This window comes from Alteromonas sp. KUL49, from assembly GCF_006538345.1.
Taxonomy (GTDB): Bacteria; Pseudomonadota; Gammaproteobacteria; order Enterobacterales; family Alteromonadaceae; genus Alteromonas.
This window is the reverse complement of the sequence record NZ_BJKL01000002.1, coordinates 191,886-217,286: the sequence shown is the minus strand read 5'-3', so window position 1 is coordinate 217,286 and position 25,401 is coordinate 191,886. Positions and strand designations below refer to the sequence as shown.

Below are 25,401 nucleotides of genomic sequence, written 5' to 3'. Positions count from 1 at the left end.
TATGACAGACCAACAAACTGACGAAAATAAATTAATTGCCGAGCGTCGCGCTAAATTAAGCGCTATTCGAGAGCAGTGCCGTGCTAACGGCTTCCCCAATAGCTTCCGTCGTGAAAACTACGCTGAAGAACTTCAGGCTAAGTTCGGTGAACTCGACAAAGAAACCCTGCAAGCGCAAGACAATAAAGTGAGCATTGCCGGTCGTATTATGGCCAAACGTGGACCTTTCATGTTGCTACAAGACATGACTGGTCGTATTCAAGCTTATGCTGACAAAGACACACAAAAAGTGTTGAAAGCCAAGTATGGTGCTTTAGATATTGGTGACATTATTGGTGTGGCTGGTGCATTGCATAAGTCGGGCAAAGGCGACTTATACGTGAACATGGAACAGTACGAATTACTGACCAAGGCACTTCGACCGTTGCCAGAAAAATTCCATGGATTAAGTGACCAAGAAACTAAATACCGTCAGCGCTATGTGGATCTTATTACGAGTGAGCAAACCCGTAAGACATTTATGATCCGCAGCAAAATCGTTAATGGCATTCGCAACTACCTCACTGAGCGCGATTACTTAGAAGTAGAAACGCCAATGCTTCAGGTGATTCCGGGCGGTGCAACAGCTAAGCCATTTGTAACGCATCACAACGCCCTTGATATCGATATGTACTTGCGTATCGCGCCAGAGCTTTATCTCAAGCGCCTAGTAGTAGGTGGTTTTGAGCGTGTGTTTGAAATAAACCGCAACTTCCGTAACGAAGGTTTGTCAACACGTCACAACCCTGAGTTCACCATGTTAGAGTTCTATCAGGCCTACGCAGATTACCGCGACTTGATGAACCTGACTGAAGATATGCTTCGCACCTTAGCGGAAGATATTCTTGGTACCACAATTATCAAAAATACGGCGAAAGACACTGACGGCAACGTGGTTTCAGAAGTTGAATACAATTTTGGTAAACCGTTTGACCGCTTGAGCATGGGCGAAGCCATTCTTAAATATTGGCCAGAAGCTAATGAAGCAGCAATTCGCGATCCAGAAGCACATCTGGATGAGCTTAAGGCGATGGCTAAGCAGCTTCACATTAAAGAGCCTGAAGTCGATGGCATTTGGGGTGCTGGTAAGTACCTTTGTGAAATCTTTGAAGCGACTGCTGAAGAGAAGTTAGAGCAGCCGACCTTCATTACAGAGTATCCGTGGGAAGTTTCGCCACTGGCGCGCCGTAACGACGACAACCCGTTCATCACTGATCGTTTTGAGTTCTTCGTGGGTGGTCGCGAGCTAGCCAATGGATTCAGCGAGCTTAACGATTCAGAAGACCAAGCAAAGCGTTTTGCTAAGCAGGTTCAAGAGAAAGACGCTGGTGACGATGAAGCTATGCACTTTGACGACGACTATATTCGCGCCCTTGAGTATGGTCTTCCGCCAACGGCAGGTGAGGGTATAGGTATCGATCGTCTGGCAATGTTGTTCACAGACAGTTCAACCATCAAAGACGTTATCTTGTTCCCACACATGAAGCCTCAGACTTCACAAGAGTCTGACGCAGATTAGGTGAGAAGGTGGAGGCCATCAATCGCAAAGACGCCGTAAATACGTCCATGTAGGCTCTGCGCTGGCATCCCTGCCAGCGAAGCTTTGCTCATTGAAGGCCTCCACCCTCTTTAAATTTATCAAATCGTCTAAGTTGTAGTTAACTTCGACTCTGGACGAAACTATCAACAACGTCTTTGTGTTTACTCACCCTCACCTTCAAAGCGGTATCAACTTGCGAGTATCTTCACCTTTTCAACCATAAGTGTATTCAACGGAACGTCGATACCTTTTTTGCCTGCCAGTGACACAATGTAGCCGTTGATGGCGTCTATTTCGGTACGGCGTTCATTGGCTACGTCTTGGTGCATACTTGAAAAGTTGTTGGCGGTTTGTCTTGCAACTTGCCTTACTAGGGTAATGAGTGCTTCTTTAGTGAGATTTATTCCGTAGGCTCTGGCGACTTGTGAGGTTTCGTCACAGAGCCCTTCAATAGTTTCGGTAAACTCCGGTTGTAATAGATGACCGTTATTACAATCGTGAATAGCGGTAAGAGGATTAATGGCTACATTCACCGCTAGCTTTTTCCACAAAGCACTCTGAATATCGTCAATTTGCTGAACAGGAGGAAATGCTTTTTCAAAGCGTTCTACAATAGATTTCTGTATTGCTTCATAAACGCAGTTTGTTGGAAGGTGGGGGGCTAGTCCCATCATGGTTGACCCTATACCTGTATAGACAATACTAGCACTATCTGCTTTATAAGCCCCGTGGCTGGTGGTTGCTAAGATGATGGGGTGAGTATCACCAAGAATATCTCTCGCTTGTTCAAGACCGCCCATGCCATTGTGTAATAACACCACGGGTGTCGCTGGTGATAGATAAGGTTTCCATGCAGCCAGCGCTTCACTCAGTTGATAAACCTTGAGTGGCAGTACCAACACATCGGTTTCAGTGAGGAAGCTCGGCGCTGCGTTGTGGTGAGTAATCGTTAACTGCTCGCCATTTATCCACGTAATATTCAGTGAACACTGTTTTGTGGTTCTTGGGTACATGGAATAGCCGAGGCCGTTGCGTTGTGCTCCAGCCGCCAACAAGCTACCAATAGCGCCGCTTCCCAGTATATGAAGGTGATACATGATGTTCAGTTATGCTTAGTTGATGTGTGGTGCGAAACGTCGTCAGAGCTGCAAACCTTGGCTAGTAATGACGGCGCAATCGCAGGCCATGCGAGCTTGTCTGGTTCATCAAGTTCAGCAATCCACTGCTCAAACGCACTGGTGGTAAAGTGTAAACCGGACTCAGTGGGAGCCGTTATGCTAATGGTTTCACCCTCGAAGGGAATCGACAGTCGCCACGCATGTAGGTACATGCGGTCTGCTGATGTGCCATTGTAGTGGGTATCCCCCAAAATAGGTGCGCCTAAACTCTTCAAAGCAACACGGATTTGGTGTGTTTTACCAGTTAGCGGTTTCACTAGTGAGGCCCGAATACCCGGCGTGAGTCCGTAACTAAAAAATTGAGTTACCGCTGGGTTTTCTCTCGTCTTAGTCAAAATATGTTGGCCTCTACGCCGATTTTTCATGTCGCCAATCACAGTACCTTGTTTCTTCTGTGGTTTTGCATCGGTAATTGCAAGGTAGTATTTATTGACCGTGCGATGTGCGAACGCATCGCCAATAATGGCAGCCGCAGAACTGGTTTTGGCTAAACACAAACAGCCAGAGGTTTCTGTATCTAATCGGTGGCACAAGAAAAGATCTGAAGTGTTAAGTTGTGACTTGAGTAATGAAACTATCCCGCGGTCGCTGTCATGCATGGGTACTCCCGCAGGTTTGTTGACAACAACCATATGGTTGTTGTCAAAAAGTACCGGAATATAGGTCACTAGGCTTGTTCTAACGTAGCAATGGCTTCTTCGTAATCGAGTTCATCCACAGCGTCCTCGATAGCTTGGCGAACATCAGCATTAAAGCCCAGTGCGTCCATCCAGTCATCTAGCTTAGATTGCGAGATAAATTCGTTGGCTTTCAACGCCCGAGTAAGTTGATCTCTTGCCTGCTTGGCGAGTGCGTTGTCCGTTACTTCGGTGTCTTTAGCCGGTGCTTCGTTGGACAAAGCTTCAATAGCAGAAATGGTTTCATTTAATAGCGCTTCAAATGCAACGTAATCATCAGGAAGCGTTTTATCACCACGTATACTGGTTTCAACTTCCTTGCTTTTCGAATGGAGTGCGAATAAACCAAGGTTGCCTGTCACTCCTTTTAAGGTGTGCACCAATGAGTAGGCCTTATCAAAATCATTGTCAGCCATAAGTTGCTTTAAATCATCGCTGAGAGAACGATACTCTTCCAAAAATTTATTGAGTAGCGTCAATAACAGCGCTTTGTTGCCGCTTAACTGCGACATACCAAAATCGAAGTCTAATACTGTTACTGATTTGTCCATGAAAACTCCCTTAAACGGCAAATGCTTAATACACTGAGCACAACACTATACGTTAGTTCAGTAGCCTTATAACTAAGAGCAACAAAAAAACGAAAATACAATTTTACACAATGATAGCAAGTGAAAGGAAGTAAAGCTTGAAAAAGTCTGTTAGTCTTCGCTAACACCCAAAAAACCTATGTCTTGTTTTCCCTACCAACATAGCGTTTTAGCCGTACAAAATAAGGAATAAAAATGTCAGTAAGCCTGACCCGCGCCCTTTGCGTTTCTTTTGCTGCGCTTTTTGGCTTAAATGCCTGTCACAATCTTGATAAAGATGTTGTTGAAGTTGATGCTAATCTTGTTTCTATTGCCTACGAAAAGTACACACTTCCAAACGGACTTACCGTTATTTTGCATGAGGACTCTTCGGATCCTCTGGTTCACGTAGATGTCACTTACCACGTAGGATCTGCGCGAGAGGATATCGGTAAATCTGGGTTTGCTCACTTTTTTGAGCATATGATGTTTCAAGGATCAAAACACGTTGCTGACGAGGCGCACTTTCAAATTATTACCGAGTCAGGTGGAAGTTTAAACGGCACTACTAATACCGACAGAACGAATTATTATCAAACAGTACCAGCGAATCAGCTAGAAAAAGTGCTTTGGCTTGAATCTGATCGCATGGGCTTCTTACTCGACGCCGTTGATCAAGAGAAATTCGAGAATCAAAGAGAAACCGTAAAAAACGAGCGTGCTCAGCGAGTAGACAATCAACCTTATGGACTGCGCCATGAAGTCATTGGTGAAGCTTTGTACCCAGAGGGACACCCATACTCTTGGATGACCATCGGCTACGTGGAAGACCTCGACAGAGTCAATGTGGAAGATTTAAAAGCTTTCTTCAAGCGATGGTATGGGCCGAATAATGCGGTGTTAACCATTGGTGGCGATATTGATGTAGAAAAAACCAAAGCGCTGATTGTCAAGTATTTTGGCGAAATACCTATGGGGCCTGCGGTGGACGAACCTGAGCCTGCAACGGTAACACTGGCAGAAGACAGATACGTTACCCTTGAAGATAATATTCACTTGCCGCTTCTTCAATTAGCTTATCCAACGGTGTACGCCCGTCATCCAGATGAAGCTCCACTCGATGTACTAGCCGATATATTGGGAGGTGGGAAAACCTCTTTGTTTTACAAAAACCTCGTCAAAGAGGGGATGGCAGTGCAAGCGGTGGTGTCGCATCCGTGCAGAGAACTAGCGTGTGAATTTCAACTCCTTGCGTTAGCTAATCCTAGTGTGGTGACGTCATTATCTAGCGTGCAAACAGTTATTCAAAATACGCTAACCGAGTTTGAATCGCGCGGTGTCACTGCGGATGATTTAGCGCGTACCAAAGGAAGTATTGAGGCATCTACAGTATTTGGCCTTCAAAGTGTGGCAGGAAAAGTCTCTGCTTTAGCTGCTAATCAGACTTTTCATCAGGAGCCCGATTTAATTGCGCAAGATATAGAACGTTATAACGCGGTGACCGCTGAAGATGTCATGCGTGTTTACGAGACATACATTAAGAATGGGAAGGGTGTTGTATTGAGTGTGGTGCCTGAAGGGCAAGCACAAATCGCAGCAGCTGAACAAACCTTTGACCGCCCTGTTCGCACCTTACCGGATTACAGTGATGAGGTGAGTGGAGACTTTTCAAGTCCGGCGTCTTCTTTTGATCGAAGTGTTATGCCGCAAGCCGGCGCTGCGCCTGTGGTGAATGTACCGTCGTATTGGAAAAGTGATTTAGACAATGGAATGACTGTCTTGGGGGTGACCTCTGACGAGACTCCAACGGTAACGCTGACAATCAGCTTAGATGGCGGCATGTTAGTAGAGCCCATTGATAAGGCGGGTACTGCCAGTTTAACAGCACTCATGATGAATGAATCAACGGTAAACTACACCAATGAGGCGATGGCCAGTGAATTGGCAAAGTTGGGCAGTGCTATCCGCGTAAGCACATCCGGACGTCATACACAAATCTACGTTTCTTCACTCACCAAACACCTTGAACAAACGTTGGCGTTGGTTGAGGAAAAACTTTTTAATCCTGCTTTCTTAGAGAGTGACTTTAATCGCATGCGTGAAAGAGTGCTTCAGGGCAAGCAGCAAGAATCTAAAACACCAGATAGTATTGCTCGCCGGGTAAGAGATATTGTGTTGTTTGGCGACGACAACCGCGTAGCCTTGCCTAGCGATGGTACATTAGAAACTATTTCGAATATTACGCTAGAAGATGTTAAAGCATTTTATGCAACCTATTATTCGCCGGCAAAAGCGAGTGTGGTTGCCGTTGGTAATTTGTCTCAAGATGAAATGATTGACGCTATAGGTTTCTTGAATCTATGGGAAGGTCAAGATTACGAATTTGATGATTACAATCCTTTCCCAGAATACAGCGAACAACAAATTTTCTTCGTAGATAGCCCAGGAGCGGTTCAGTCTGTGGTTTATATGGTGGATAGAAGCCTGCCATTTGACGCGACGGGTGACCACTTTAAAACCCGTTTAATGAATTTCCCATTAGGGGGAGCGTTCAACAGCCGAATCAACCTTAATTTGCGTGAAGATAAAGGTATTACTTACGGCGCCAATAGTGCGTTTATTGGTGGCAAAACGCTGGGTTGGTTTGAGGCAGCATCTGATATTACCGGCGCTGAGACTGCTCTCGGTATTAATGAAATGATGGATGAAATCAGAAATTATCGCGACCATGGGGTCAGTGAACAAGAAATCGAGTTTATGCGCAATGCGTATACCTTAGGTGATGCGTTAGACTATGAGACACCGACGAGCAAAGCGCGATTCCTTCGACAGCTGTTAAGTTACAATTTGCCGAACGATTATCGAGCTACGCAAATTGATATCATACAAAACATTTCGAAGGCGCAGTTGGATGCGTTAGCAAAGCAGTATCTAGACCTAGAATCGTTACAGTTAATCGTAGTGGGTGACAAAACCATGGTAATGGAACAGCTTGAGTCGTTAGGTATCCCGATTTTCGAGTTCGATTTAGCGACTAACGAAGCTAACCGCCTTAACTAAAACTTGAATTTAGACAAGACTATGCCCATAACAGGGCTACAAACAAAGCTTGGAACACAATTTTGACTGCACAATCAGATACTTTCGAAAAGCGCATAAGTGCGTTGCAGAGTCAGTCGTTTTTGACGACACTAACGCAGATAAAGCGTGGTGTAGAGCGAGAGGCGTTGCGTATACAGCCCAATGGTGAGATTTCACAAAAACCTCACCCCGCTGCATTTGGCTCAGCGCTGTCCCATGAGTCTATAACTACGGACTACTCTGAGTCACTTCTCGAGTTCATTACACCTCCTGAAGCGTCGTCACAAAAGACACTTGCCCAGCTTCATGATGTTCATAAGTTTGTGTTGGAAAATATGGACGAAGAACAGCTTTGGCCATTGAGTATGCCTTGCTTTATCGAGAATGAAGCAGATATTCCTATTGCCTATTACGGCGAGTCAAATGTTGGAAAAATGAAGCGTGTGTATCGTACTGGATTAAAAAACCGTTATGGCAGTATGATGCAAGCGATATCTGGTGTGCATTTTAACTTCTCGTTACCAGAGTCATTTTGGTCACTTTGGGCCGAGTTACACGGCAAAAATCCTACCCAAGACCAAACATCAGAAGACTATTTTGCACTAATCAGAAACTATCGACGTTTTTGTTGGTTAATTCCTTACTTATACGGTGCTTCCCCCGCGCTATGTGGCTCCTTTTTAGAGGGTAAACCTCATGCATTACCATTCAAAAAGGTAGGTAAAGGGACATATTACATGCCTTATGCCACTTCACTCCGCATGAGTGATTTGGGATACACCAGCGATGAGCAATCCTCATTAAAAATTTGCTACAACCACATTGATAATTACGTTCGTCTATTGCGTACTGCAATGGAGACCCCGTCAGAGCGGTTTAGCAAGTTCAGTGCGGGTGAAGGGGGACATTATCAGCAGTTGAGTAAACACATTATTCAAATTGAAAATGAGCTTTACTCGCCAATTCGCCCTAAGCAGCCCACAAATTCGATGGAAAAGCCGAGTGATGCACTCGTCCGTCGTGGTGTGAGTTACATAGAAGTAAGAGCATTGGACGTTGACCCATATTCACCTTTGGGTATTAACCAAGGGCAGTGTGACTTTTTAGATGTATTTCTACTCAGTTGTTTAGTTATCCCAAGCGCAGAGCTTGATGCCTCCCAATTGCAAGAAGCAAAAGACAACATGAATACCGTGGTGTTGGAAGGTCGTAAACCCGGATTAAGCTTGTCTAGCGGCGGTAGTGACATCGGATTGATAGACTGGGCTAAACAACTCTTCGCACGCTTCACCGAGGTAGCAAAGTTGCTCGATGACGCTCATAGTACACATCGATACTCTGAAGCAGTGAAAAGCGAGTGGAAAAAAGTAGAGGATCCTTCTCTTACGCCATCTGGCAGAATGCTTTCAACCTTACTTGCTGACGATATTGATAACGGCAACCTAGGGTTAAATTTGGCATCTGCGTATAAAGTGTCAATTGCAGAGTCGGAGTATAACTATACGGATTCAGAGGCGTTTAAGGCACAAGCTATTGCATCTATAGAGGCTCAGAAAAAGGTAGAGAGTGAAGACACTGTCGACTTTGACACCTTTATTCGAGATTACTTTAACGAAGCGCCAGCTAAAAAAAATGCCTGACGGGCGTCAGGCATAAAAAGGGTTCCAGGGAAACACACACTTTACTAGAACATAGAGTTGGATAATGAAATGTTAAGAAAGTTCAAAGAATCGCATATTTTTTCATCGATTTTTGTCGCGCTATTCTTACTGTTCATCGCAGGATGCGCTACATCACCTCCGAAAAACGCCAGTAATTTATGCGATATCTTTCATGAAAAGTCTGATTGGTATGATGCTGCCGCTGATGCGAGGGATAAATGGGGAGTACCCATTCATGTGCCAATGGCAATGATGTACCAAGAAAGCTCGTTTCGTCATGATGCCTTACCGCCACGGGATTATGTCTTTTTTGGTTTAATTCCTTGGGGGCGCGTATCGTCAGCCTACGGATATTCTCAGGCTAAAACTCCCACCTGGGAAGATTACATCCGAGAAACGGGTAACCGAGGTGCTGATAGAGACGACTTTGATGATGCTATCGACTTCATGGGCTGGTTTATCTATAAATCAAACAAGGTCAATGGTGTCTCTAAGTGGGATGCCTACGCGCAATATCTTAACTACCATGAAGGGTGGGGGGGATATCGCCGTAAATCTTACAACGCTAAACCTTGGTTAAAAGACGTTGCACAGAAGGTGAAAGATCGCTCGTTACGTTACGCAAGTCAGTTGAAAACTTGTGAAGAGGATCTAAAGAGCGGATGGTTCTTTGGATTGTTTGATTAACAACGAAAAAAGAAGGGGCAAACGGGCGTTTACCCCTTCGACGACGCCAAGCCAAGACCGTTTTTTACCTAACGTCGAACAGGCAAGATTTAATTTATTGCAAATCATTCTCATTTGCAATAAGTATTTTCTAGTTTCTCCAAAATACTTTCTCATCTCTGTATTCCATTGACGTAGATCAACTCTTGAATGCCTTATCCTGTGCGGGATTCCGTGGATTGATCTGGATCATAACTACAAACTCAGTAAGGCATAAAATGATAAACATAACGAAACAGGAGAATGATTATGTTTATGAATATGCTTGCTGACCCAGTTGTGTGGGGCTCTTTGTTAGGTATCTTTATTATCGTGGTAATGATGGGCTACTACACATATTTGTTCATGCATAACAGTGCCGACGATACAAAATAGACGGTTAACGTTTTTCTTTGTTGGTGGGAATATCTATAAGTACTAGCAAAGCCGCTTGTCCGCCATATTCGAGCGGTGCCTGGTGAAAGGCTTTAACACTGGGGTGCTGCACTAGGTAATGCGGGAGTGCGGCTTTTAATACGCCCTCGCCAAATCCATGCATAATGCTAACGCAATCGATATGCGCTTTTTGTGCAGCGTGAATCAACGCCGCAATTTCGCCTTTTGCTAGTTCGCGAGTAAGACCGTGTAAATCAAGCATCATCTCCGGAGAGTAATCTCCCCGCCTTAGCTGCTTCAATGTGTGGGTTGGAACCCCCTCACTGCAATATCGCATGGGCCCTTCTGTTGGCAGTGCCGCTTGATACATGTCTGAAAAAGAAAACGTTGCTGCCAACTGCTTATTGTGTGGGGAGTCTCTGCGCCCTGAACGCTGCTTTTTGTCATTTAAAGCCACTGATTTGTCAGGTTCAATTTTATCTTGATTGAGGGGTTTGACTCCCGACATTAATTCAGCAAACGATGCATCCGACGCTTCTTCAACGGGTTGCTCTTTTTGCTTCATGGCTTTTAGTTCTTTTTTAAATGCTTTCATTCTGAATAAGCGTACAAATTAACTTGGGTGCGAGCGCTAACTTTCGGTATGATACCAGCTTTATTAAGCTCGATGTACTAAAGCACCATGACCGATAAGTTTTACCTTGAAGAAGCCATAGACGATTTGCATACCATACTTGATATGGTGCGATGGGCGGCAAGTCGATTCAATGACGCAGCGCTCTACTTTGGTCACGGTACAGACAACGCGTGGGACGAGGGCATGAGCCTGGTTTCACAAGCCTTGCATTTACCTCACTCTTTGATTGCTGACAGTTCGCAGGGTATTTCTGCTGCCAAGCTGACTCGCAGCGAACGAGAAAAAATCGCCGAATTAGTATTAAAGCGGGTGCAAACTCGTATGCCACTGCCTTACATAACCAATGAAGCTTGGTTCTGTGGTTTCCCGTTTTATGTTGACGAGCGAGTGCTTATTCCTCGCTCACCTTTTGCTGAGCTTATTCAAAAGCAGTTCTCAGCATTTATCACAGAGCCCCCAAAAGCAATTCTTGATATGTGTACTGGCGGTGGATGTATTGCCATTGCACTGGCCCATACCTTTGATGAAGCGACTGTCGATGCGGTAGATATTAGCGCCGATGCGTTAGAAGTTGCAGACTTCAATATTCAAGAGCACCAGTTGAGCCACAGAGTTTATCCTATTGAGTCAGATTTATTCTCGAGTTTAACGGGTCAGAAGTACGATCTAATAGTTTCAAATCCGCCGTATGTCGACGCCGAAGATATGGCTGACTTACCGGACGAGTATCATCATGAGCCGGAGCTCGCGCTAGCTGCTGGTAATGATGGTCTAGACCTTGTTGATATTATGCTTCGGGAAGCGCCAAACTACCTAGCCGAGCAAGGTTGGCTTTTTGTTGAAGTGGGTAACAGCGAAGTGCATATGGCAACCCGATTCCCTGGATTAGATGTTACCTGGATCGCATTCGAGCACGGTGGACAGGGTATATTTGCAGTACAACGAGCAACCCTAGTTGCTTATTTTGAAAATAAGGATTAATGCCACATTATGTCAGGAAATAGTTTCGGAAAACTGTTTACAGTCACAACCTTTGGGGAAAGCCACGGCATCGCGATTGGTGGTGTTGTAGATGGTTGCCCTCCAGGACTTGAGCTTTGCGAAGAAGATATGCAAGGTGATTTAGACCGCCGTAAACCGGGCACATCACGTTATACCACGGCCCGTCGCGAAGATGACGAAGTGCAGATTTTGTCGGGTGTGTTTGAAGGTAAAACTACAGGTACGAGTATTGGTCTTTTAATTAAAAATAAAGACCAGCGTAGTAAAGACTATTCGAACATAGCCGACAGATTTCGCCCTGGTCACGCCGACTATACCTACGAGCAGAAGTACGGCACACGAGATTATCGCGGTGGCGGTAGATCTTCTGCGCGCGAAACGGCTATTCGTGTCGCTGCTGGTGGTATTGCGAAAAAGTATCTGAAACAAGTTCACGGCATTGAAATTCATGGCTATTTGTCACAGCTAGGGCCGATTTCGGTTGAGACTGTAGATCACTCGGTGACTAATACTAACCCTTTCTTTTGCCCAGATAGTTCCAAGCTTGAAGCACTCGATCAATACATGCGCGACCTAAAGAAAAGTGGCGATAGTATCGGTGCTAAGGTGTCTGTTGTAGCTACACAAGTGCCGGTTGGGCTCGGTGAACCCGTGTTTGACCGATTAGATGCAGATATCGCTCACGCCATGATGGGTATTAATGCGGTTAAAGGTGTTGAAATTGGCGACGGTTTTGATGTTGTTGAGCAAAAAGGCAGTGAACATCGAGATACGTTGACACCACAAGGTTTTGCTTCAAATCATGCGGGTGGTGTATTGGGCGGAATTTCTACAGGGCAAGACTTAGTCGTGCACATGGCGTTAAAGCCAACATCGAGTATTTCGGTCCCGGGTAAAACGATTAACAAAGACGGTGAGTCGATCGACATAGTAACTAAAGGTCGCCATGATCCGTGTGTTGGTATTCGCGCAGTACCGATTGCTGAATCCATGCTGGCTATTGTACTGATGGATCACTTACTGCGTCATCGTGCGCAAAACAACAATGTACTTTCAACAACACCCGTAATTCCAGGCAGTTTTTAACTGCCTTAGCCGACGTCTTATCAAAAGGTAGCACGCTTCGGCTTGTTACCTTTTTTGCTTTTTGGAGACCTCGTGTCTAATACTCGTTCACTATTTGTCCTCACCATTGTCTACTGGCTTTATTTTGGTCAGCTTGGCGTCATCGTGCCTTATCTAGGCATATTCCTGGATGGTAGAGGCTTTTCCTCTGAGCAAATAGGCGAGCTGTTCGCCATCATCACTCTTTCAAGAATTCTAGGGCCTGGCCTGTGGGCAGGTATTGCAGATAAAACGGGTAATACGGTAGGTGTATTACGGCTTGGCTGCTTTTTAACTGTCGCCACCTTTGGCACGGTGTTTTGGTTCGATAGCTTTTGGGGATTAACCCTCTCGTTTGGTTTGATGATGATGTTTTGGACTGCAGTATTGCCCCAGTTGGAAGTGATAACCATGCAGTCTGTACTTCACTCAAGATTCAATTATGGTCAAATACGGCTGTGGGGGAGTGTGGGGTTTATTTGTCTCACCCTCATCGTCGGTAAGGCTTTGGACGTCTTTAATACTGAAACACCGATTTATGTCAGTGTTATCGTATTGCTACTGCTAGCCATAGCAACGCTATTTATCAACGTACCGGTAAAACCCAAAGCTGCCGTCAAGCACGCTGGTAGCATTTGGCAGTATGCTAAGCAACGCCCGTTTATGGTGTTTATCTTTGCATCTGCTTGCTTACAAATAAGTTTTGGTGCGTTTTACGGTTTCTTCTCGTTGTATATGCGCGACCTTGGCTACTCTGGTCAGCAAACGGGGGTATTTATTGCCCTTGGCGTACTCGCCGAAGTAGGGATCTTCCTTATTGCCCAGCGCTTAATCAAAACCATTGGCGTGTGGAATTTACTGTTTGCCTGCCTGATACTCACAGCGGCTAGATGGTATTTGCTTGCAGATTTTGCCGGATTCTTTTGGGTGATAGTACTCAGCCAGTTAATACATGCTTTGAGCTTTGGATTAACACATGCCGTGTCGGTACACTTTATTCATCAGTACTTACCTGCCCAATATCACAGTCGAGGACAGGCGGTTTACATCAGTGTCGCATTTGGCTTTGGCGGTGCGTTTGGAAACTACCTAGCAGGTCAGCAATGGATGCAAGGCACCAATGCCTACGAAACCTTTGCCACAGCTGCTGCGTTCTCAATGATAGGTGCTGTTGCGCTACTATTGTGTAAAAAACAAGAGTTTGAAGCTACGAGTTGAAGAGCGCTTTGGTAACCCGGTAAATCTACCGAGCCGTTGTATTGGTGTATTCGAGAGGGAGCTAGGGACTGTTTACAGCCGTCTTCGGCAGGGATGCCGAAGCCGAGCCCACACGGACGTGTTTACGGCGTGCAGTAAACAGTCCCTAGCTCCCTCTCAGCGTTGTCAAGATAACCTACTAGCGCCAAAGCGCTCCTCAGCTCGCTTCTTTTTCACCGCGTTTGCATTGAGCTAATAGAGTGACGTCACCAGAGGCAGTTTCTTGCTCCAGTTTTACATCGAATTTCCATAGCCTGTGAAGGTGGCGCATTACTTCGTCTTTGGAATCTGCTAGCGGAATACCATTTTGCGGTGTATATCTGAGGGTGAGTGAACGGTCTCCTCGTACATCTACGTTGTATACTTGAATGTTCGGCTCTAGGTTGCTCAAATTGTACTGAGCAGAGAGCTTCTCTCGTATGGTGTGGTAGCCAGCTTCATCGTGTATCGCACTCACACTAATGAAGGGTTTGTCTGTATCATCTTCTAGGGCAAAGAGTTTGAAGTCTCTTATTAGTTTGGGTGAAAGGAACTGGCTAATGAAGCTTTCATCTTTAAAGTTCTTCATTGCAAAGTGCACGGTTTCCAGCCAGTCTTTGCCTGCCACACTAGGTAAGAATGCGTAGTCTTCCTCTGTGGGCTCCTGGCAAACCCGTTTGATATCCATGAACATGTTAAAGCCGAGAGCGTAGGGGTTAATGCCCGAATAATAAGGGCTGTTGTACTCGGGCTGCATTACCACGCTACTGTGACTGTGAAGAAACTCCATCATGAACCTGTCACTCACCAAACCTTCATCGTACATCTGGTTAAGTATGTGATAGTGCCAAAAACACGCCCAGCCCTCGTTCATCACCTGTGTTTGTTTTTGAGGGTAAAAATATTGCGACACTTTTCTCACAATACGAACTAGTTCCCGTTGCCAGGGTTCAAGCAAAGGCGCATTTTTTTCGATAAAATAGAGCAAGTTCTCTTGCGGCTCTGCGGGAAAGCGCCGCTGAGAGGGCGCTTTACTTTTATGGTTGTCGGGTAGCGTGCGCCATAGTTCATTGACTTGAGATTGAAGGTATTTCTCTCGCTGTTCTTGGCGATGACGTTCTTCCTGCAATGAGATTTTTTGTGGGCGTTTGTAACGGTCAACACCATAATTCATCAACGCGTGGCAAGAATCGAGAATGTTCTCAACCTCCTCATAACCATACTTTTGCTCACATTTCGCGATGTATGATTTAGCAAAGACTAAATAATCAATGATGGAACTTGCGTCAGTCCAAGTTTGAAAGAGGTAGTTACCTTTGAAAAACGAGTTGTGCCCATAACACGCATGTGCCATGACCAATGCCTGCATAGTGATGGTGTTCTCCTCCATCAAATAGGCAATGCACGGGTCAGAGTTGATGACAATTTCGTACGCTAACCCCATTTGTCCGCGACGGTATTGCTGCTCGGTTTGAATAAACTTTTTCCCAAAAGACCAATGGGTGTAGTTGATGGGCATTCCAATACTGGCGTAAGCATCCATCATTTGCTCGGCAGTAATCACTTCAATTTGGTTGGGGTAGATATCCAGTCCGAAATTACGGGCAATACGATCGATTTCTTGCTCGTACTGGGTAAGAAGAGGGAACGTCCAATCGGGACCATCACTCAACATAGTGAACTTCTTTGCGGTGGAATCAGACATATTAGTCTCCCGAAGTAATGGTTTCTTCTGAGCGGCGGAAGAGCTCTCTAAACACGGGGTAAATATCGTCTTGTGACTTAATTTCTTTGCATACTAAATTCTCGTGGGTAGCTGCCACTTTATCGTATTCCCGCCATAAACTCTGATGCTGACGGTCGGTGATCTCGATATAGGCGTAGTAGCGACAATGGGGCAGTATGTCTTTGGTTAACAGTGAGCTGCATTGTGGTGAATCATCTGCCCAGTTATCGCCATCAGAGGCCTGTGCGGCATAGATATTCCAATCGCTGCCTGTGTAGCGTTCGTTTACTATCTCTTTCATTAAGTGCAATGCACTTGAGACGATAGTACCGCCCGTTTCTTGAGAGTAGAAAAACTCCTGCTCGTCTACTTCCTTGGCTTGAGTGTGATGGCGAATATAAACCACCTCCACATTTTTGTAGGTTCGGGTCAAAAATAGGTAAAGCAGAATGTAAAAGCGCTTTGCCATATCTTTAGTGGCTTGATCCATTGAGCCTGAAACATCCATTAAACAGAACATTACAGCCTTGCTTGAGGGTACTGGACGCTTGGCGTAATTGCGAAAACGCAAATCAAAGGTATCAATAAAGGGAACTCGCGCTATCTTTGCTTTAAGTTCTTCTATCTCTTTATCGAGGCTATTAATCTCTAGCGTATTTTCTAAAGGGCTATCGATGAGCGCTTGGCGCCGCGCTTCAAGCTCTCTAAGTTTGCGTTTATCTGACCCCGTAAGGGCCATTTTGCGCGCCATAGAGCCTGTAAGAGAACGAACAATGTCCAAGTTACTGGGTACGCCATCGGTTTGATAGCCCGCTCGGTAAGTCTCGTATTGCTCTACTTTATTGAATTGAGTTTTTCTTAAATTGGGTAAAGCGAGGTCGTCGAATAGTAAGTCGAGATATTCGTCTTTTGATATTGAGAACACAAAGTCGTCTTCACCTTCTCCCTTATCGCTGGCTTTACCTTGTCCACCCCCTTGACCAGCGCCTCCTGGGGGACGGTCGATTCGGTCACCTTGGGTAAATTGGTCATTGCCCGGGTGTACAATATCGCGTTTACCCCCTTTGCCTGTGTGAAACACAGGCTCGGAGATGTCACGGGTTGGAATACTGACTTGCTCGCCAGTTTCTAAGTCAGTGACTGAACGTTTACCCACTGCATCAGAAACGGCGCGCTTTATTTGCTGCTTGTATCGCTTTATAAAGCGCTGTCGATTTACAGTACTCTTGCCCTTGCTGTTAAGTCGTCTGTCAATAAAATGCGCCATAAACACCTGCTAGTTGAACTACACATTATCACGATGCCACTACGACGCTTTTCGTACGCGTAAGTACCATTCACACAACAAGCGTACTTGTTTTTGTGTATAGCCTTTTTCTTGCATCCGATTCACGAAGTCATCGTGCTTTTTCTGTTCCTCGGCGGAACCTTTGGTGTTAAAGGAAATGACAGGTAGCAAGTCTTCAGTATTGGAAAACATCTTCTTCTCAATCACAGTACGCAGCTTCTCATAGCTGGTCCAAGAAGGATTCGTACCGCCATTGTTTGCCCGTGCGCGAAGCACAAAGTTGACGATTTCGTTCCTGAAGTCTTTAGGATTGCTTATGCCTGCAGGTTTTTCTGTTTTTTCAAGCTCAGCGTTTAATGACGCTCGATCAAACAGCTGTCCGGTTTCTGGATCCCGATACTCTTGATCTTGAATCCAAAAGTCAGCATAAGTGACATAGCGGTCAAAGAGATTCTGACCATATTCTGAGTACGACTCGAGATATGCAGTCTGAATTTCTTTGCCAATGAACTCTACATAGCGCGGAATCAGATAACCCTTGAGGAACTCCAAATAACTGTCAGTGACGTCTTGTGGGAACTGTTCTCGCTCAATTTGACGTTCTAGTACATAGAATAGATGAACGGGGTTGGCCGCCACTTCTTGATAGTCAAAGTTGAAAACTCGAGAGAGGATCTTAAAGGCAAAGCGGGTAGAAAGCCCTTCCATGCCCTCATCAACCCCAGCATAGTCACGATACTCTTGGTATGACTTGGCTTTAGGATCGGTGTCTTTGAGACTTTCACCGTCGTACACGCGCATTTTCGAGTAGATGCTCGAATTTTCAGGTGCTTTGAGTCTGGATAGCACACTGAACTGGGCCAAACACTCTAACGTGTCTGGTGCGCAGGGAGAGCCGTTAAGCTCGCTCGAATCGAGCAGTTTGCGATAGATTCGAATTTCTTCGCTAACACGCAAGCAATAAGGCACTTTTACTATGTACACTCGGTCTAGGAATGCCTCATTGTTTTTATTATTCCTGAAAGACTGCCACTCGGATTCGTTAGAGTGGGCAAGAATAACGCCGTCGTAGGGCAGGGCAGAAAAGCCCTCCGTTGGATTGTAATTCCCTTCTTGAGTTGCTGTGAGCAGTGGGTGAAGCACCTTAATTGGCGCTTTAAACATTTCTACGAACTCCATCAACCCCTGATTTGCCTTACACAAAGAGCCAGAATAGCTGTAGGCATCGGGGTCGTTCTGTGCGAATTGTTCTAATCGTCGGATATCGACTTTACCGACAAGTGATGAAATATCCTGATTATTTTCATCACCCGGTTCAGTTTTAGCAATTCCAACTTGGTCAAGTACTGAAGGATAAACTCGCACTACTCTGAACTTGGATATATCACCATTGTATTCATGCAGACGCTTTCTGACCCACGGAGACATGATGGTCTTCAAGTAGCGCTTGGGAATTTTATACTCTTTCTCGAGAATATGACCGTCTTCATTCGGATCGAATAAACAGAAGGGATGGTCGTTAACTGGGGAGTCTTTGAGTATGTAAATCGGTACATTTTGCATGAGCTCTTTTAAACGCTCTGCTAGTGAAGATTTACCACCGCCCACAGGACCGAGGAGATAGAGGATTTGTTTCTTCTCCTCTAACCCTTGTGCCGCGTGTCGCAAATACGAAACAATTTGTTCAATGGCTTCTTCCATGCCATAAAATTCGCTGAATGCCGGATAGCGGGAAATGACGCGGTTGGAAAATATACGACTTAGTGCCGGGTCGTTGGCGGTGTCAACTAGTTCAGGTTCGCCAATGGCTTTGAGTAAACGTTCAGGTGCACTAGCGTAAGCCATAGGATCTGACTTACAAATGTCCAAAAACTCTTGGATAGTGAATTCTTCTTGTTTACGTTCCTCGTAACGACTTTGGTAATGCTCGAAAATGCCCATGAATACCTCGAAAAAACGGAAGCCCGTAATTTAAGCGTAGTTGTTTTTTTCGAAAAGTAGAGGGATTGTTAGTCTACTTTAGAATAGTGTCGTGGCATTTGGTCTATTGAAAAAGTGAACTTTTTCGGAGGGTTATGTCTCAAAGGCATAACAAAATTAATAATTTTTTACGCCTCATAAAAAAACCCATCCGAAGATGGGTTTTAAAATCTATTTTAGCGTGTCGCTTATGCGAAGTTTTCGCTAGCAAATGCCCAGTTGGCAAGTGCCCAGAAGTTTTCTAGGTACTTAGGACGAGCATTGCGGTAGTCGATGTAGTAAGCGTGTTCCCACAAATCAACAGTAAGTAGTGGAGTAACACCTTCTTCAGTGATCGGTGTTGCAGCGTTACTTGTGTTAACAATGTCTAGGCTGCCGTCTGCAGTTTTTACTAACCACGTCCAGCTTGAGCCGAAGTTGTTCACAGCTTTGTCGTTGAATGCTGCTTGGAAATCAGCAAAAGAACCCCATTTCGCGCTGATTGCATCAGCTAGTGCGCCAGTTGGCTCACCACCACCATTCGGGCTAAGGCTGTGCCAATAGAAAGTGTGGTTCCAGATTTGCGCTGCATTGTTGAAAACGCCGCCTTCAGAAGACTTAACGATTTCTTCTAGGCTTTTGCTTTCTAGATCAGTACCTTCAATAAGACCGTTCAACTTAGTAACGTAAGTTGCATGGTGCTTACCATAGTGGAATTCCAAAGTCTCAGAAGAGATATGCGGTTCTAGAGCATTTTTCTCGTAAGGTAACGCTGGTAGTTCAAAAGCCATAACGGTCTCCGTGTTTGTTAAATAATTATCTGTCGTATTCGATGTTCTCTGCCTGAGGGAAAACAAAGGTAATCAATGATTGGCTACTTACACGACATTTCTTTACTCTGATTCACAATGTATGGTCACAATCAGATAACTCAATGACAATAATGTGAAAAATTTAATAAAGGCAGTGCTTTCTGTGACAACAAAATACTGGCAAAGCATAAGCTATCTTGTAGATAATGTGAAAAGTGAAATTACGATCACTATCCTGAGCAAGATAATTCTTTTTTAGAATATAGTGGGTGACCCAAGGTGTACACGATTCTCGTATATCAAAGTGTAATGTGTAATTACCTCGATAAATAAGAGTTTCATACACAGCTCTTGAAGTTTTACTGTCTCACCCCAATATAGCAGACCATCGAGTATGGCAAGATCCTAGATTAGATTCACAGAGAGAACCCCATGGAAAATACTGAAAATCAAACAACGGTTGAACGCATCCAACAGCAAATTGAAGAAAACGCGATTCTTCTCTATATGAAGGGTTCACCTAAGCTTCCAAGTTGTGGCTTCTCTGCACAGGCGTCTCAAGCGCTAATGTCGTGCGGCGAACCATTTGCTTATGTAGATATTCTACAAAACCCAGACATTCGCGCCGAGTTACCAAAATATGCGAACTGGCCAACGTTTCCACAATTGTGGGTTGACGGTGAGCTGGTGGGCGGCTGCGATATTATCTTGGAAATGTTCCAACAAGGTGAGTTACAACCCCTTATTAAAGAAACCGCAGCGAAAAACGCTAGCGAAGAATAAAACGATTGAAAAGCCGGCTTTAAGTCGGCTTTTTTGATTAATTTCCCTCGTTATTCTCTTCAATTTTTCCTCGCCAAATACTAATAGACAAGCTAGAAATTAAAATCCTCTACGGGTTGAAAATATATTTTTTATTTTGCATAAACCGTTTGTTTTTTAGTGGTTTACAACTTATAAACTCGATGGCTGACGGCGGTTTAATGTCAGCGTTGAAGGAAACTATAAGTAAAAAATTACGTCATTTAAGCACTGAACAATGAGGTGTGAAATGGCGAAACCATATTCAGGAAACCACTATGAAAACCTCTCTTACTCGTGTGACAAAACAAGTGCGTGGTGTACTTGCAGCGTCAGCAGCGTTGTCGGTTATAACGATGGCGCCTGCACACGCACAAGATGCGCAAACCGAAAGCGCAGAAGACTATGAACAAATTGCTGTTGTTGGTACCCGTGCAGCGCCTCGTTCAGTTGCAGAATCTGCTGTACCCATCGATATCATTTCAAATGAAGAGTTCAAAAGTCAGGGCTCTACCGACATGGTATCTATGCTACAAACGGTAGTTCCTTCGTTAAACGTTAACGATCAACCAATCAACGATGCATCTACATTAGTCCGCCCAGCTAACCTGCGTGGTATGGCATCGGATCACACACTAGTGTTAGTTAATGGTAAACGCCGTCACCGTTCAGCGGTAATTACCTTCCTCGGCGGTGGTTTGTCTGATGGTGCTCAAGGCCCAGATATTTCTGTTATTCCTGCGTCTGCATTAAAGCAAGTGGAAGTTCTGCGTGATGGTGCGGCGGCTCAGTACGGCTCTGATGCCATTGCAGGGGTAATCAACTTTGTATTAAACGATGCCTCTGAAGGCGGCTCGTTCGAAGCCCGTTACGGTAGCTACTACGAAGGTGATGGCGACACAATCCAGCTTTCAGGTAACATCGGCATGCCGTTATCTGAAAATGGCTTTATTAACTTATCGGCTGAATATCGTACTGCTGATGATACGTCTCGAAGCGTTCAGCGCGATGATGCAGCAGGGCTTATCGCTAACGGTAACACGAACGTAGCTGATCCAGCGCAAATCTGGGGGTCGCCAGAAATTAAAGATGACATCAAACTATTCGCAAACTTAGGGCTAACCCTATCTGAGAGCAGCGAAGCTTATCTGTTTGGTAACTATGCAGAGCGTGAAGTTGAAGGTGGCTTTTACTTCCGTAACCCACATAACCGTGGTGGTGTGAACGACGGTGGCACCAATGATGCTGGTGAACAACTATTACTTGTTGGCGATCTAACAGGCGATATGTCTGGAAACTGCCCTACCGATATCGTTGTTGGTGACAATGTATTGACCAATCAGCGCTACATCGATGAAGTAGCAAACAATCCAGACTGCTTCGCGTTTAATGAAATGCTTCCGGGTGGCTTTACACCTCGCTTTGGTGGAACGGTTACCGATATGTCTTTGGTATTCGGTACCAAAGGTGAGCTAGATAACGAAGTCACTTACGATGTCAGTGTAAACTTGGGACGTAACGAGATTGATTTTGCTATTCGCAACACAATCAACCCGTCTCTTGGTCCAGACACTCCGATGGAATTCAGCCCGGGTAAATATATCCAGTCTGAACAAACCTTCGACCTAGACCTTGCAAAACCATTTGATGTTGGTTTGTTCGAGCCGTTGTTTGTTGCTGGTGGATTCCAATATCGCCACGAGTCTTATGAGAGCATTGCGGGAGACACAGCGTCTTACGAAATCGGTCCATTAGCGACACAAGGCTTTGGTATTGGTTCGAATGGTTTCCCTGGCCTTGCACCAAACAGCCAAGGTTTAGTATCACGTCATAACATAGCGCTTTACCTTGATGCAGAAGCTTACATCACCGAAACCTTTATGCTTGCGGGTGCGTTGCGTTACGAAGATTTCTCTGATTTTGGTAATACTACTAAAGGAAAAATTGCTTTCCGTTGGCAAGCACTAGAAAACATTGCGTTCCGTGGTGCGTTCTCAACTGGCTTTAAGGCACCCACCCTTGGTCAAAGTAACGTTCGCAACGTAACAACAGCGTTCGGTACCGACGGCAAGCTGATTGACCGTGCAACACTGCCGCCAACTGATCCAGTATCTCAGTTGAAAGGTGGTGAGCAGTTAACACCTGAAGAGTCTGAAAGCATTACGTTTGGTGTGGTAGCTGACTTTGATAGCGGTGTGTTCTTGACGGTAGATTACTACAATATTGAGCTAACTGATCGTCTTAGTACGGCCTCTGGTATCGCGTTGACGGAAGAAGATATTGCAACCTTGTTGGCGCAAGGCATCAACGATGCATCGAGCTTCTCTGAAATTAGCTTCTTCACCAACGACTTCGATACCACCACTGAAGGTGTTGACGTAGTTGCCAACTATTCAATGGATATGTTGGGCGGTGAAACCAAGTTCTCGTTGGCCTACAACTGGACGTCAACTACGGTAGACCAAGCGTCAGAAAATATTTCAGCTGCTCGTATTCGAATGCTTGAAAACAACCTACCAGCGGTGCGTTACAGTGCTACAGCTAACCATACTAATGGTGACTGGCGTTTCCTAGCTCGCTTGAATTACTACGGTAGCATCTTCGAAGATCACCTAGATTCTGGCTTGCCGATTGAACAGGTGGGTTCTGAGTTTACTGTTGACTTAGAAGCAGCTTATAACGTATCCGATGCACTTACAGTGACGGTTGGTGCGAAGAACGCGTTTGATGAATACCCTGACGAAAATACAGAATGGAAAGGTATTGCAGGTTCATTGTACCCGACAACGTCTCCTATCGGGATCAATGGTGGTTTCTATTACCTGCGAGGTGTTTACACCTTCTAATTTAGGAAACCTGACGTAAAGGGGGCATTTGCTTAACCCCATTCAGTGAAGCAAAGTGATTGGTTTACGAGAGGAAGTAATGGGCTTTTTACAGCCGTCTGAGGCATGGATGCCGAAGCCGAGCCCACAGGGACGTACTTTTACGGCGTGCAGTAAAAAGTCTGTTAGTTCCTCTCAACGAAGCTGATATGCTTGATTGACTAGGGTTAAGCATTTGCCCCCTTTTATACAATATAGAGATGCACTATGCCTTCTTAAATGGCATGATGTGGAAAAGTGTAAGACATTATAAACAGTTGTATTTTTAATTTATGCCGAGTAAGTCGACAGTCACAGAAACCTATTTAAAATACCGCGCTAAACTGATGCGTGCGGTGGGTTCCATTGTCGGCAAAGATGACATAGAAGATATCGTTCAAGAAGCCTTTATAAAAAGCTACGAAGCCGAATTAAAGCAAGAGATTCGGTATGAACGAACCTACATGTTAAAGACAGCGCGGAACCTCGCACTTAATCATGTATCTAAAGCTGCAAACAAGCACAGTCATCCTATTGACGACATGGATATTTTACCTCATGAATTAGTGGGGTATAGCTTAGAAAAGAATGTAGAAAGTAAAGAGCGCTTTATTCATTTTTGCCGCGCGACAGACACCTTATCAGCTGAAGTTAAGCGAGTTTTTTTGCTGAAAAAAGTGTACGACATGCGACAAAAAGAAATTGCCGAGTTGTTAGGTTTGAGTGAGAGTACGGTAGAAAAGCACGTAGCCAAAGGGCTGCTGCAGTGTTCTAAGTACTTAGCTGCGCTTAATGAAGTTGATGTAAAGAGTGGCGCAGTATCAGCTACTCAAGGTGTGAATCGTAGTTAGTATGAGTAATATTCGTCAATTCTCCAGTAAAGAAGACATACAAGAACAAGCATGTCTGTGGATCAGTCGCCTAGACCGAGGGCTCTCTGATGCCGAAAAAGCAGAGTTAGAGACGTGGCTCGGTGATAGTCAATCCCATCGAACTGCACTACTCGATGCGGCGAGTTTGTGGGATGACATGTCGGTGTTAAATGAACTCAGTGGACTCTTCCCTCAATATCAAACCAAGCCTGATGTCACTCTACTATCTCAGCGTAAAAGTAAACGTGTGGTTTGGTCTAGCATAGCTGCATGTTTTGCATTAGTAATGTGTTGGGCGTTATTCACGCAAACTAACTTTATGAGTACAACCAATGTGGTTGCATCGGTTACACAAAATGTTTCTACCGGTATCGGTGAGCAAAAAAATATCGTCTTATCCGACGGTTCAACGTTACATATAAATACCAACTCCGTGGTGTCCATCGATTTTTCACAAAATTTGAGACATATCGTATTACTCAAGGGCGAGGCACATTTTCAAGTAGCCCATGAAGTTGAACGCCCTTTTGTCGTGACTGCTGGTAGTAATACGGTGACGGCCGTTGGCACTGCATTTAATATGCAGTACGTGGAAGATGGCGCATTCGAGCTTGTTGTTACCGAAGGTAAAGTACTGGTGAAAGACAGATTTACTACGTTTGATACGCCAGCAGCTCAACTTGCGTCTCAAGTCATTACCGAACAAGGCCTATTGATGTTTGCCGGCGAGAAAGCAACCGTTCAGGGTGAAGTTGATGGCCGCGAAAATCTATCGCAAAACGATATCGATGATGATTTAGCATGGCAACAAGGTATGATAGTTTTCAAAGGTGAGCCTTTGGAAGAAGTACTTTTTGAAATCGGGCGATACACGCCAGTGCGCCTAGCGATAGTTGACGATAGCCTGAAAGGGCGACGGGTGGCAGGCTTCTTTAAAGTGGGTGATATCGACGGGCTACTGTCAGCGTTAGAGACAAGCTTTGATATTTCTTCTGAACAAGTTTCTGAGAATCGTATCCATTTATCGGCATCTACAACTGAACGTCAGTAACATTCAGGGGCTATAGAATTATACGCCCCCGTTATGGCCAATGGCATATCTTTGATGAATATGACACTATCTGTTTAACTTTTCTTAACAAGAACCTTCACCTTGCGGGCCAGCTCTCAGTTGAATCTTCAGAAACGTATAAAAAACAAAGCACATAGACGTGTTTTGTTAGCCAGTTGGACGGCGCTGCTTTCTGCGTTTTC

General features: G+C 44.9%; 20 protein-coding genes. 12 read left to right on the top strand and 8 right to left on the bottom strand.

Annotated elements, in window-relative coordinates; translation table 11 throughout:
* The first annotated feature begins 1 nt into the window (after position 1).
* Positions 2 to 1,558, top strand: coding sequence for a lysine--tRNA ligase (gene lysS / locus EYS00_RS04165; protein WP_130635304.1), 1,557 nt, complete (start codon positions 2 to 4; stop codon positions 1,556 to 1,558).
* Between the two features lie 209 nt (positions 1,559 to 1,767).
* Here lysS and EYS00_RS04160 read toward each other — a convergent pair whose 3' ends face one another.
* From EYS00_RS04160 to EYS00_RS04150, 3 genes are read right to left on the bottom strand one after another with little or no spacing between them, the layout of a single operon-like run.
* Positions 1,768 to 2,676: a ketopantoate reductase family protein gene (locus tag EYS00_RS04160; RefSeq protein WP_130635303.1), complete on the bottom strand. Its 909-nt coding sequence runs from the start codon at positions 2,674 to 2,676 to the stop codon at positions 1,768 to 1,770.
* Between the two features lie 5 nt (positions 2,677 to 2,681).
* Complete coding sequence (locus EYS00_RS04155) at positions 2,682 to 3,425, bottom strand: pseudouridine synthase (RefSeq protein WP_130635302.1); 744 nt, start codon at positions 3,423 to 3,425, stop codon at positions 2,682 to 2,684.
* On the bottom strand, positions 3,425 to 3,985 hold the full coding sequence (locus EYS00_RS04150) for an Hpt domain-containing protein (RefSeq protein WP_130635301.1): 561 nt from the start codon (positions 3,983 to 3,985) through the stop codon (positions 3,425 to 3,427). The genes EYS00_RS04155 and EYS00_RS04150 overlap by 1 nt, the downstream gene beginning before the upstream one ends.
* A gap of 234 nt (positions 3,986 to 4,219) precedes the next feature.
* On the opposite strand from EYS00_RS04150, the gene EYS00_RS04145 reads away from it, so the two are divergent.
* From EYS00_RS04145 to EYS00_RS04130, 4 genes are all read left to right on the top strand, one after another.
* The gene (locus EYS00_RS04145) at positions 4,220 to 7,063 is read left to right on the top strand and encodes a pitrilysin family protein (protein ID WP_130635300.1); all 2,844 of its coding nucleotides are present in this window, start codon (positions 4,220 to 4,222) and stop codon (positions 7,061 to 7,063) included.
* Between the two features lie 62 nt (positions 7,064 to 7,125).
* The gene (gene gshA, locus EYS00_RS04140) at positions 7,126 to 8,724 is read left to right on the top strand and encodes a glutamate--cysteine ligase (protein WP_373995555.1); all 1,599 of its coding nucleotides are present in this window, start codon (positions 7,126 to 7,128) and stop codon (positions 8,722 to 8,724) included.
* 69 nt (positions 8,725 to 8,793) lie between these two features.
* On the top strand, positions 8,794 to 9,432 hold the full coding sequence (locus EYS00_RS04135; RefSeq protein WP_130635298.1) for a hypothetical protein: 639 nt from the start codon (positions 8,794 to 8,796) through the stop codon (positions 9,430 to 9,432).
* Between the two features lie 288 nt (positions 9,433 to 9,720).
* A complete protein-coding gene (locus EYS00_RS04130) occupies positions 9,721 to 9,846 on the top strand; it encodes a DUF3149 domain-containing protein (protein WP_130635297.1) in 126 nt (41 codons plus the stop codon).
* Between the two features lie 4 nt (positions 9,847 to 9,850).
* On the opposite strand, the gene smrB is transcribed toward EYS00_RS04130, so the two are convergent.
* Positions 9,851 to 10,411, bottom strand: coding sequence for an endonuclease SmrB (smrB, locus tag EYS00_RS04125; protein ID WP_373995556.1), 561 nt, complete (start codon positions 10,409 to 10,411; stop codon positions 9,851 to 9,853).
* Between the two features lie 117 nt (positions 10,412 to 10,528).
* Between smrB and prmB the strand changes: the two genes are divergently transcribed.
* The 3 genes from prmB to EYS00_RS04110 all read left to right on the top strand — a co-directional run bounded on the left by prmB (position 10,529) and on the right by EYS00_RS04110 (position 13,807).
* The gene (gene prmB, locus EYS00_RS04120) at positions 10,529 to 11,464 is read left to right on the top strand and encodes a 50S ribosomal protein L3 N(5)-glutamine methyltransferase (protein ID WP_130635295.1); all 936 of its coding nucleotides are present in this window, start codon (positions 10,529 to 10,531) and stop codon (positions 11,462 to 11,464) included.
* A 9-nt stretch (positions 11,465 to 11,473) separates the two neighbouring features.
* Positions 11,474 to 12,571, top strand: a complete 1,098-nt coding sequence (gene aroC / locus EYS00_RS04115) for a chorismate synthase (protein WP_130635294.1) — start codon at positions 11,474 to 11,476, stop codon at positions 12,569 to 12,571.
* Between the two features lie 72 nt (positions 12,572 to 12,643).
* Positions 12,644 to 13,807: an MFS transporter gene (locus EYS00_RS04110; RefSeq protein ID WP_130635293.1), complete on the top strand. Its 1,164-nt coding sequence runs from the start codon at positions 12,644 to 12,646 to the stop codon at positions 13,805 to 13,807.
* Positions 13,808 to 14,003: 196 nt separating this feature from the next.
* On the opposite strand, the gene EYS00_RS04105 is transcribed toward EYS00_RS04110, so the two are convergent.
* The 4 genes from EYS00_RS04105 to sodB form a co-directional block, all read right to left on the bottom strand.
* Positions 14,004 to 15,530, bottom strand: coding sequence for a SpoVR family protein (locus tag EYS00_RS04105; RefSeq protein WP_130635292.1), 1,527 nt, complete (start codon positions 15,528 to 15,530; stop codon positions 14,004 to 14,006).
* Between the two features lies 1 nt (position 15,531).
* Positions 15,532 to 16,818, bottom strand: coding sequence for a YeaH/YhbH family protein (locus EYS00_RS04100; protein WP_130635291.1), 1,287 nt, complete (start codon positions 16,816 to 16,818; stop codon positions 15,532 to 15,534).
* A 39-nt stretch (positions 16,819 to 16,857) separates the two neighbouring features.
* A complete protein-coding gene (locus EYS00_RS04095; RefSeq protein ID WP_130635290.1) occupies positions 16,858 to 18,780 on the bottom strand; it encodes a PrkA family serine protein kinase in 1,923 nt (640 codons plus the stop codon).
* A gap of 227 nt (positions 18,781 to 19,007) precedes the next feature.
* The gene (gene sodB / locus EYS00_RS04090) at positions 19,008 to 19,589 is read right to left on the bottom strand and encodes a superoxide dismutase [Fe] (protein ID WP_130635289.1); all 582 of its coding nucleotides are present in this window, start codon (positions 19,587 to 19,589) and stop codon (positions 19,008 to 19,010) included.
* Positions 19,590 to 20,042: 453 nt separating this feature from the next.
* On the opposite strand from sodB, the gene EYS00_RS04085 reads away from it, so the two are divergent.
* The 4 genes from EYS00_RS04085 to EYS00_RS04070 all read left to right on the top strand — a co-directional run bounded on the left by EYS00_RS04085 (position 20,043) and on the right by EYS00_RS04070 (position 25,198).
* Positions 20,043 to 20,393 (top strand): Grx4 family monothiol glutaredoxin, encoded by a 351-nt coding sequence (locus EYS00_RS04085; protein ID WP_130635288.1) that lies wholly within the window; start codon positions 20,043 to 20,045, stop codon positions 20,391 to 20,393.
* A 296-nt stretch (positions 20,394 to 20,689) separates the two neighbouring features.
* A complete protein-coding gene (locus tag EYS00_RS04080) occupies positions 20,690 to 23,257 on the top strand; it encodes a TonB-dependent siderophore receptor (protein ID WP_130635287.1) in 2,568 nt (855 codons plus the stop codon).
* 311 nt (positions 23,258 to 23,568) lie between these two features.
* Positions 23,569 to 24,126: an RNA polymerase sigma factor gene (locus tag EYS00_RS04075; RefSeq protein ID WP_130635286.1), complete on the top strand. Its 558-nt coding sequence runs from the start codon at positions 23,569 to 23,571 to the stop codon at positions 24,124 to 24,126.
* A gap of 1 nt (position 24,127) precedes the next feature.
* A complete protein-coding gene (locus tag EYS00_RS04070) occupies positions 24,128 to 25,198 on the top strand; it encodes a FecR family protein (protein WP_130635285.1) in 1,071 nt (356 codons plus the stop codon).
* Positions 25,199 to 25,401: the final 203 nt, after the last annotated feature.

What these genes read in the sequence shown, in the direction of transcription:
- lysS (WP_130635304.1), top strand. Translation starts at nt 2, where the DNA reads ATGACAGACCAACAAACTGACGAAAATAAATTAATTGCCGAGCGTCGC.
- EYS00_RS04160 (WP_130635303.1), bottom strand. Translation starts at nt 2,676, where the DNA reads ATGTATCACCTTCATATACTGGGAAGCGGCGCTATTGGTAGCTTGTTG.
- EYS00_RS04150 (WP_130635301.1), bottom strand. Translation starts at nt 3,985, where the DNA reads ATGGACAAATCAGTAACAGTATTAGACTTCGATTTTGGTATGTCGCAG.
- EYS00_RS04145 (WP_130635300.1), top strand. Translation starts at nt 4,220, where the DNA reads ATGTCAGTAAGCCTGACCCGCGCCCTTTGCGTTTCTTTTGCTGCGCTT.
- EYS00_RS04135 (WP_130635298.1), top strand. Translation starts at nt 8,794, where the DNA reads ATGTTAAGAAAGTTCAAAGAATCGCATATTTTTTCATCGATTTTTGTC.
- EYS00_RS04130 (WP_130635297.1), top strand. Translation starts at nt 9,721, where the DNA reads ATGTTTATGAATATGCTTGCTGACCCAGTTGTGTGGGGCTCTTTGTTA.
- smrB (WP_373995556.1), bottom strand. Translation starts at nt 10,411, where the DNA reads ATGAAGCAAAAAGAGCAACCCGTTGAAGAAGCGTCGGATGCATCGTTT.
- prmB (WP_130635295.1), top strand. Translation starts at nt 10,529, where the DNA reads ATGACCGATAAGTTTTACCTTGAAGAAGCCATAGACGATTTGCATACC.
- aroC (WP_130635294.1), top strand. Translation starts at nt 11,474, where the DNA reads ATGTCAGGAAATAGTTTCGGAAAACTGTTTACAGTCACAACCTTTGGG.
- EYS00_RS04105 (WP_130635292.1), bottom strand. Translation starts at nt 15,530, where the DNA reads ATGTCTGATTCCACCGCAAAGAAGTTCACTATGTTGAGTGATGGTCCC.
- EYS00_RS04100 (WP_130635291.1), bottom strand. Translation starts at nt 16,818, where the DNA reads ATGGCGCATTTTATTGACAGACGACTTAACAGCAAGGGCAAGAGTACT.
- EYS00_RS04095 (WP_130635290.1), bottom strand. Translation starts at nt 18,780, where the DNA reads ATGGGCATTTTCGAGCATTACCAAAGTCGTTACGAGGAACGTAAACAA.
- sodB (WP_130635289.1), bottom strand. Translation starts at nt 19,589, where the DNA reads ATGGCTTTTGAACTACCAGCGTTACCTTACGAGAAAAATGCTCTAGAA.
- EYS00_RS04085 (WP_130635288.1), top strand. Translation starts at nt 20,043, where the DNA reads ATGGAAAATACTGAAAATCAAACAACGGTTGAACGCATCCAACAGCAA.
- EYS00_RS04080 (WP_130635287.1), top strand. Translation starts at nt 20,690, where the DNA reads ATGAAAACCTCTCTTACTCGTGTGACAAAACAAGTGCGTGGTGTACTT.
- EYS00_RS04075 (WP_130635286.1), top strand. Translation starts at nt 23,569, where the DNA reads ATGCCGAGTAAGTCGACAGTCACAGAAACCTATTTAAAATACCGCGCT.
- EYS00_RS04070 (WP_130635285.1), top strand. Translation starts at nt 24,128, where the DNA reads ATGAGTAATATTCGTCAATTCTCCAGTAAAGAAGACATACAAGAACAA.